We start from the raw sequence: 6,576 nt of genomic DNA on the forward strand, positions 1-6,576 counted from the left end.
TATGGACCACAATCTGCTAGGCACGCGCACGATTACCCAGATTGGCTTGCTCGTTCACGATATTGACGCCGTATCACGGGCATACGCGGATTTCTTCGGCGTGGAGAAGCCGGATTGGTTCTGGACGGATGCGGCCGACAAAGCAAAAACCGAATATAAAGGAAAACCGTCAGACGCACGGGCGAAGCTGGCTTTTTTCGACATGGGATCTCTGCAGCTCGAACTCATCGAACCGGATGATCGGCCTAGCACCTGGCGCGATCACTTGAACGAACACGGTGAAGGGGTACATCATATCGCTTTGGTCATTGACGGGATGCAAGAGAAAGTGACGCTGATGGAGAAGAACGGCATGAAGCTGGTGCAGAAAGGCGAATACACGGGCGGCCGATACGCGTATATGGATACGTTCCATCCGCTTAAGGTGATGCTGGAGCTGCTTGAGAACGATAAATAGGAGACGACCGACATGAGGAATGTACTAATTACGGGCGCGAACAGAGGGCTCGGCTACGAGCTGGCTGCGGAAGCGGCCGCAAGAGGTTATCAAGTGTGGGCAGGCGTGCGGGGACCGGGTTCGCCGGCCGGGAAGCTGCATGCGCTCGTCGAACGATATGCGGATCTTGTGCATGTGCTGCCGCTGGACGTGACGGACGAGAATTCGGTGAAATACGCGTTCGAGCAGATGGCCTCGCGCATCGATTCGTTGGATGTCGTGATCAATAGCGCCGCCATTCTGCTGGGCAGGGATCAGAAGCTGGAGGAGCTGGAGCTCGAGCAAGTAGAGCAATCGTTCCAAACGAATTTGTTCGGTCCCTTGCTCGTGATGAAACATGCCATCCCGCTGCTTGGCAAGGGGCATGATCAGGCGATCATCAACATTAGCTCCGAGGCAGGCAGCATGGCGGGCGCCTATGGCGGCGATTATTCCTACGCGATATCCAAGAGCGCGCTCAACATGTTCACCGCGCAGCTTCGTTCGCAATACGCCCCGCTCGGTTACGCCGTTTATGCGGTTCATCCGGGCTGGATTCGGACGGACATGGGCGGCGAGGCGGCTCCGGGGGATGCTTCGGAATCGGCGGCAGGCATTATGGATCTGGTCGATCGGAAGCGCGGAGATCTCGAAGGCGCTTTCTTCGTGGATCATAAAGGCGAACCTATGAAGCTGTGAAGTTTGCCGAATGGGCAAGTGGCGAAGTCGCATGTAGGAGGAGAAACAATGGGCAAAACGATAGCGGCTTACGTCGGCGACTATTATCATCCTTCGGCTCCGATCCGGTCGGCGTTAGAAAGGGCGCTCGAATCGGAACTGGCGGATGGAGCGGTTGGCATCCGATTCGCTGAGGACGCGGAGACGTTCGTTGCCATGCTCGCGGATAAGCCGGATGCCGCCATTTTGTTCGCGGAGAACCGGATTGATCCGATACGCGAGCCCGAGCAAACGTGGATGAAGGACGCGCATGCCGCGTCGGTCACGGGTTATGTCGAGGAAGGCGGAGGCTGGCTCGCATGGCACTCAGGTTTGGCGTCGTATCCGCCGGAAGGCGAATACGTAAGGATGCTTCGGGGTTATTTCCTCTCCCATCCCACCGATCATGCCGTCGTCCGTTACGACTACGCGGAGAGCACGAACGGGATCTCCGGCTTCGAACTGCTTGACGAACATTATTTCGTCCGTTGCGAAGTGCCGGATACAGAGGTTTTCCTACGTTCGGCGTCGGTCGACGGGGAGTCCATCGCGGGCTGGAGGCATGCGTTTGGCGAAGGACGGGTGTGCTGCCTGACGCCGGCGCACCGGGAGGATGGGCTTTGCCATGGCTCCGTGCTGTTGGCTTTAAGAGAAGCCGTGCGGTGGACCGCGAGGCTTTCGTAAGAGCTGCATGCCATTATCTATTAAACGGGAGGTACATATTCGTGGAATACAGAAAATTAGGACGTACGGGACTTAAGGTGAGCGAAATCAGCCTCGGTAGCTGGCTGACATACGGCAATTCGGTGGATGACGGCACGGCGGCGCGTACGATCGAGCAGGCGTACGATTTGGGCATTAACTTCTTCGATACGGCGAACGTGTATATGCGGGGGGCGGCAGAAGAGGTGGTCGGCAAAGCGCTGAAGGCTTATCCGCGGGAATCCTACGTGCTCGCGACCAAAGTGTTCTGGCCGATGGGCGAGGGGCCGAACGGCCGCGGGTTGTCGCGGAAACATGTGCTGGAGCAGGCGAATGCCAGCTTGAAGAGACTTGGGCTGGACTACGTCGACATCTACTATTGCCACCGGTACGATCCGGAGACGCCGGTAGACGAGACGCTGCGCACGATTGAGGATCTTGTCCGTTCAGGCAAGGTGCTTTACGTCGGCGTCAGCGAATGGACCGCGGCGCAAATCCAGGAGGGATTGGGCGTCGCCGACAAGTATCTCCTGGACCGAATCGTGGTGAACCAGCCGCAATATCATATGTTCAACCGTCATATCGAGAAGGAAATCATTCCGCTCAGCGAACGCAGCGGCATCAGCCAAGTCGTCTTCTCGCCGCTGGCGCAAGGCGTCCTGACGGGCAAATATCGTCGCGGAGAAGGCGGCACCCCGGCCGGAAGCCGCGCACTGGATTCCACTTCGAACATGTGGATCGGCGGCTACTTGAACGACTGGCATCTGTCCCGCGTGGAGCAGCTGACCGAGCTGGCCGGAGAACTCGACATTTCGACGGCCCAACTCGCCATCGCATGGATTCTTCGCCAGAACAACGTCGCCAGCGCACTGGTCGGCGCCAGCCGCCCGGATCAGATCGTGGAGAATAGCAAAGCAAGCGGCATCAAGCTGTCCGAGGAAACGATAGCGCGCGTTGAAGATATTTTGGCGGACTAACTGCAAGTATGCATCTAGCAATCAGGTAAGTTGAGTTCATAAGAAACAGCCTGGGACTTCAATCCCGGGCTGTTTCTCGATTGAGATCATTTTGCCGTAAACATCGAATGGATTGGCAACCCCTTCCTCTGATACAATATGACAGTAATACTCAATCAAAGGAGGGGCGCCATGACATTCGGTGCTCGCATGCTCAAGACCGGAATCGCGGTCACGCTGGCCTTGTACGTTAGTACATGGCTCAATTTTTCCCCGCCGGTCATTGCCGCGGTGGCGGCCATTTTCGCGCTTCAGCCATCGATATACCGATCCTGGCGACATTTTCTAGAACAGGTGCAGGCCAATACGCTCGGCGCCGTCATTGCGCTGCTCGCCGGAACCTACTTCTCGAACGAGCCCATCGCCATCGGCGTCGTCTGTATTCTGGTCATCATGCTCTGCATGAAGATCGGGATGAGCGATTCTATCGCCTTGACGCTGGTTACGGTCGTGGCCGTGATGGAGGCTTCCGGACAGTGGGAATTTGCGTTAAACCGTTTCTTGCTCAGCATGATCGGCATCTTATCGGCGTTTTTGCTTAATATTGCATTCATGCCGCCGGATCCGAAGGAGCAATTCAACAAACATATCCATGCGGTATTCAACCAGCTTTCCTTGCTGCTTCGCACCGCCATATCCGACGAGATCAAGGAGAAGGTATTTCGGGAACAGAAACAGGAGCTGGAGGATGGGCTGCGATCCTTGTCCGATAAGTACAAGCTTCTGGAAGAGGAACTGAAGAAGCCGAAGCGAGCGAAATACCGACATACGCGTCAGGTCGTCGTGTACAAGCAGCTGCTGCACAACCTGCAGAAGGGTTATGAAGTGCTGGAAGCCGTGCAGGAGCACTACTTCCAATCGGGCCGGACGCCGGACGTCAATAAGAGCTTCGACCGGCATTTGGAGAAGCTGATCAAGTTCAACGAGCATGTCCTGCTTAAATTCGAAGAGAAGGTTAAGCCGGGCAGTTGGAAATCCGAGTCGATCGAGGAATCGAACGATGCGTTCATGAAACATGCGAGAAACGACTTTAACGAAGACATAGACGGTTCGCTTCGGCTCTTTATCGTCGCCGCGGCGATTTACGATTATGGCCATCAGACGGTTCGATCGAATCGTCTCGTTGAGCGCACGGAGGCGGAAGACCAAGAGTCGGCAGTATCGGCGGGCTAAGGAAGGTGGGCGTATGAAGCGTAACGTTTTTGTTTTATTCATTGTCATAGGAATCATGGCTTCGTTGGTTTCGGGTTGTAAAGGTCCAACAGAAGAAGAAGTGATGAAGGAATTGAAACCAGCAGAGACAGAGCGATTCGCCGTTCATTTGTTTTATAGAAACAATCTTCCTCAAAGCGAAACAACGGAATTGAACATCTTCCATAACTCGAATCCCGATATTACGAAAGCCATCGTGAAAATTCAATTCTGGGATCAAGAACAAGAACGTAACATCCAGTGGGCAGAAGCGATCGGGGTTAAGCAATTTCCGATGTACGTGATCATTGACGCCAACGGGATCGTATTGGAAACGCCATTTTTGAGCCAGGTCAAGGAGTTTTTAGGGGAAGAATTATTGAAAAAATAAATGCGGGGGTAACAAGCCATGTACGAACACCTTGTCTTTTTTAAGTTTCATACGAATGTTGCGTCAGCCAAACAACAGGAGTTGCTGGATCAATTACTTGGATTTCGAGATCAGATCCCCGGTATTGTCGATATAAGCGCCGGCCTCAATGTAACGGAAGAAACGGATAATGTGCACGGCTATACGCTCGGTTTGCGGGTTACATTCGATAACCTCGAATCCCTTCGCGCCTATGGGCCGCATCCCGTCCATCAAGAATTCGTCAAATCACTTGACGGTCTGCTCGACAACGTGATCGTCGTCGATTACCCGAAGGTTTAGTTCGCGTTCGATCAATTAGATTCATTGAGAGGAGTCTTTATTCGATGAGAATGGGTTCGCTTCGCGTTCAAGATGCTTCTGGCTGGACCATATTCGTTTTTGGGGTGCTGGCTTTTATACTCGGACTAGCGGGCTTGATCTTTCCGGAATTTCTTTTGACACTCCTCGGTTTCACCGTAGTCGATTCCGCTGCTCGCGCCGAAGGCGACTACACCCTTGTATTTATGCTGGCTTCATCCATGGCTTCCCTTAATATGGGGGCGTATTATATGCTGTCCGCATTAAAAAACGTTAAAACCTTCTACTACTGGACGGTCCCATTCAGATTGCTCACATGCACGGTCTTCACGATTGCGTCGCTCAGTCATCTTGCACCTATGCGCTTCATCGGAGTGGGGGCGTGGGAGGGCGTCGGGGCTATGGCAACGGGAATCGCCTTGTACATGGAATCGCGCAGGCAGCGGAAAGGGAGATAAACAGGGTATGAAGAACATTACCTTCCAAAATCGTATTTCCATTCAAGCGCCAGCTTCGGATATCTACGGCTACTTGTTGGATCCGGGTAATCTCCCCCGACTGCATCCGCTCATTATTGGCGTCAAGCCTCTTCGAAGCGAGGGTTCGGCGAGTACCCGGGTCGAAATTCAAGACAAGATCATGCTATTCGGACGGATCCCTTTCTACAAAAAGTACGAAGCTTCGTTCACTTCGATCGAGGAGAATCGTCAGCTGTTATTGGAGACGTTCACTTCGCCCGGCATTCACATTAGAAATACGATTATCCTATCCGAAGAGACCAATGAGACACGGGTCGAAGAAAGAGTTCATATCGCAGTTCCCGCGTTGTTTGCGAGTTTCGTGTTGAAGCAAATCCAATTTTCGCATGTTGAAATGCTAAAGTCGCTCAAAAGAATTTTAGAATCGGCGTAAATTCTACTTGGCATTAAGGTGAACCGCCGCTGGTGCGATATTATGGATTTTCACCATAATCGAACCACTTAGTAACACGCTTTACTTTGGACAAGCCTAAATAATTATACCGAATTTTCACTTCTTGAAGGGGCTCTTTGTCGTAACGAACGACGACTCAATAATATATTGGCGTGGGCTTCTTCAAGTTTACTTTACCTGAAAGAATCGCCTGAATCTCTTGGGCAGATAATTGAGGTTGTATAGATGCGTCTTGCAAATCCATTAGTTTGGTCGCAGGGTCTGTCTGATCACCAAAAAATTGCACAAGGCGGCCGGAATAAGAAATGCCAAGTTGGATGTAATCCGGTATCTTCTCTCCATTGACAGTTACGCTTTGAATGTCGATATCCGATTTGCTCTTATTGAAAACCTCAATAGTATAAACCTTATAATTGTCGACAGGGTCTGTATATACGGTCAAACCGTTGTCAATGAACGGATCGGAGCGCTGATACCAAATGATAGCTGCAATCACAGTGAAAATGAATAAAGCTCCGACTATCGGAACAAGCCATGGAATATCTCTAAGTCTTTTCAATGGCAACCCTCCTGCAAAGTTATCTCAACATGACTTATGCAGTTCATTCCAAGTGATGGAAACCGATTAATAGTCATAGAAATGTAAGCTATAAAACGGAAAACCCCTTGACTTTTGGAAATCACCCCAATAATTCGCGAAGAATACCTTTTCTAACGGGTATATCTTTCGAGATAATAGGTGATTTTGGTGAAACAAACCCTTGAAAATCCACGATTTCGTAAGCTTTCACAAGGCGAATGCGCAGGAGCGC

10 protein-coding genes are annotated in these 6,576 nt (G+C 51.9%); 9 read left to right on the forward strand and 1 reads right to left on the reverse strand.

Going from position 1 to position 6,576, the window contains the following annotated elements; all coding sequences use genetic code 11:
- Position 1: 1 nt before the first annotated feature.
- The 9 genes from RB620_RS13195 to RB620_RS13235 all read left to right on the forward strand — a co-directional run bounded on the left by RB620_RS13195 (position 2) and on the right by RB620_RS13235 (position 5,743).
- Positions 2 to 457 carry a VOC family protein gene (locus RB620_RS13195; RefSeq protein WP_308094994.1) on the forward strand — a complete coding sequence of 152 codons (456 nt, stop codon included), beginning with the start codon at positions 2 to 4 and terminating at the stop codon, positions 455 to 457.
- A gap of 12 nt (positions 458 to 469) precedes the next feature.
- Positions 470 to 1,174, forward strand: coding sequence for an SDR family oxidoreductase (locus tag RB620_RS13200; protein WP_308094995.1), 705 nt, complete (start codon positions 470 to 472; stop codon positions 1,172 to 1,174).
- Between the two features lie 48 nt (positions 1,175 to 1,222).
- Positions 1,223 to 1,876 (forward strand): ThuA domain-containing protein, encoded by a 654-nt coding sequence (locus RB620_RS13205; protein WP_308094997.1) that lies wholly within the window; start codon positions 1,223 to 1,225, stop codon positions 1,874 to 1,876.
- 41 nt (positions 1,877 to 1,917) lie between these two features.
- A complete protein-coding gene (locus tag RB620_RS13210; RefSeq protein WP_308094998.1) occupies positions 1,918 to 2,871 on the forward strand; it encodes an aldo/keto reductase family protein in 954 nt (317 codons plus the stop codon).
- A gap of 171 nt (positions 2,872 to 3,042) precedes the next feature.
- Positions 3,043 to 4,083, forward strand: a complete 1,041-nt coding sequence (locus RB620_RS13215) for an aromatic acid exporter family protein (protein WP_308095000.1) — start codon at positions 3,043 to 3,045, stop codon at positions 4,081 to 4,083.
- A gap of 13 nt (positions 4,084 to 4,096) precedes the next feature.
- Positions 4,097 to 4,492: a hypothetical protein gene (locus RB620_RS13220; protein WP_308095001.1), complete on the forward strand. Its 396-nt coding sequence runs from the start codon at positions 4,097 to 4,099 to the stop codon at positions 4,490 to 4,492.
- Between the two features lie 18 nt (positions 4,493 to 4,510).
- Positions 4,511 to 4,813, forward strand: coding sequence for a Dabb family protein (locus RB620_RS13225; RefSeq protein WP_308095004.1), 303 nt, complete (start codon positions 4,511 to 4,513; stop codon positions 4,811 to 4,813).
- Between the two features lie 44 nt (positions 4,814 to 4,857).
- Entirely contained in the window at positions 4,858 to 5,289 is a 432-nt protein-coding gene (locus tag RB620_RS13230; RefSeq protein ID WP_308095005.1) for a hypothetical protein, read from the forward strand.
- Positions 5,290 to 5,296: 7 nt separating this feature from the next.
- On the forward strand, positions 5,297 to 5,743 hold the full coding sequence (locus tag RB620_RS13235) for an SRPBCC family protein (RefSeq protein ID WP_308095007.1): 447 nt from the start codon (positions 5,297 to 5,299) through the stop codon (positions 5,741 to 5,743).
- Positions 5,744 to 5,900: 157 nt separating this feature from the next.
- On the opposite strand, the gene RB620_RS13240 is transcribed toward RB620_RS13235, so the two are convergent.
- Complete coding sequence (locus tag RB620_RS13240) at positions 5,901 to 6,323, reverse strand: hypothetical protein (protein WP_308095009.1); 423 nt, start codon at positions 6,321 to 6,323, stop codon at positions 5,901 to 5,903.
- Positions 6,324 to 6,576 lie beyond the last annotated feature (253 nt).

The organism is Paenibacillus sp. LHD-117 (assembly GCF_030929555.1).
GTDB lineage: Bacteria > Bacillota > Bacilli > Paenibacillales > Paenibacillaceae > Pristimantibacillus.

Excerpts from the sequence above, each read along its gene's own strand:
- RB620_RS13195 (WP_308094994.1), top strand. The coding sequence starts at position 2 with ATGGACCACAATCTGCTAGGCACGCGCACGATTACCCAGATTGGCTTG.
- RB620_RS13200 (WP_308094995.1), top strand. The coding sequence starts at position 470 with ATGAGGAATGTACTAATTACGGGCGCGAACAGAGGGCTCGGCTACGAG.
- RB620_RS13205 (WP_308094997.1), top strand. The coding sequence starts at position 1,223 with ATGGGCAAAACGATAGCGGCTTACGTCGGCGACTATTATCATCCTTCG.
- RB620_RS13215 (WP_308095000.1), top strand. The coding sequence starts at position 3,043 with ATGACATTCGGTGCTCGCATGCTCAAGACCGGAATCGCGGTCACGCTG.
- RB620_RS13220 (WP_308095001.1), top strand. The coding sequence starts at position 4,097 with ATGAAGCGTAACGTTTTTGTTTTATTCATTGTCATAGGAATCATGGCT.
- RB620_RS13225 (WP_308095004.1), top strand. The coding sequence starts at position 4,511 with ATGTACGAACACCTTGTCTTTTTTAAGTTTCATACGAATGTTGCGTCA.
- RB620_RS13230 (WP_308095005.1), top strand. The coding sequence starts at position 4,858 with ATGAGAATGGGTTCGCTTCGCGTTCAAGATGCTTCTGGCTGGACCATA.
- RB620_RS13235 (WP_308095007.1), top strand. The coding sequence starts at position 5,297 with ATGAAGAACATTACCTTCCAAAATCGTATTTCCATTCAAGCGCCAGCT.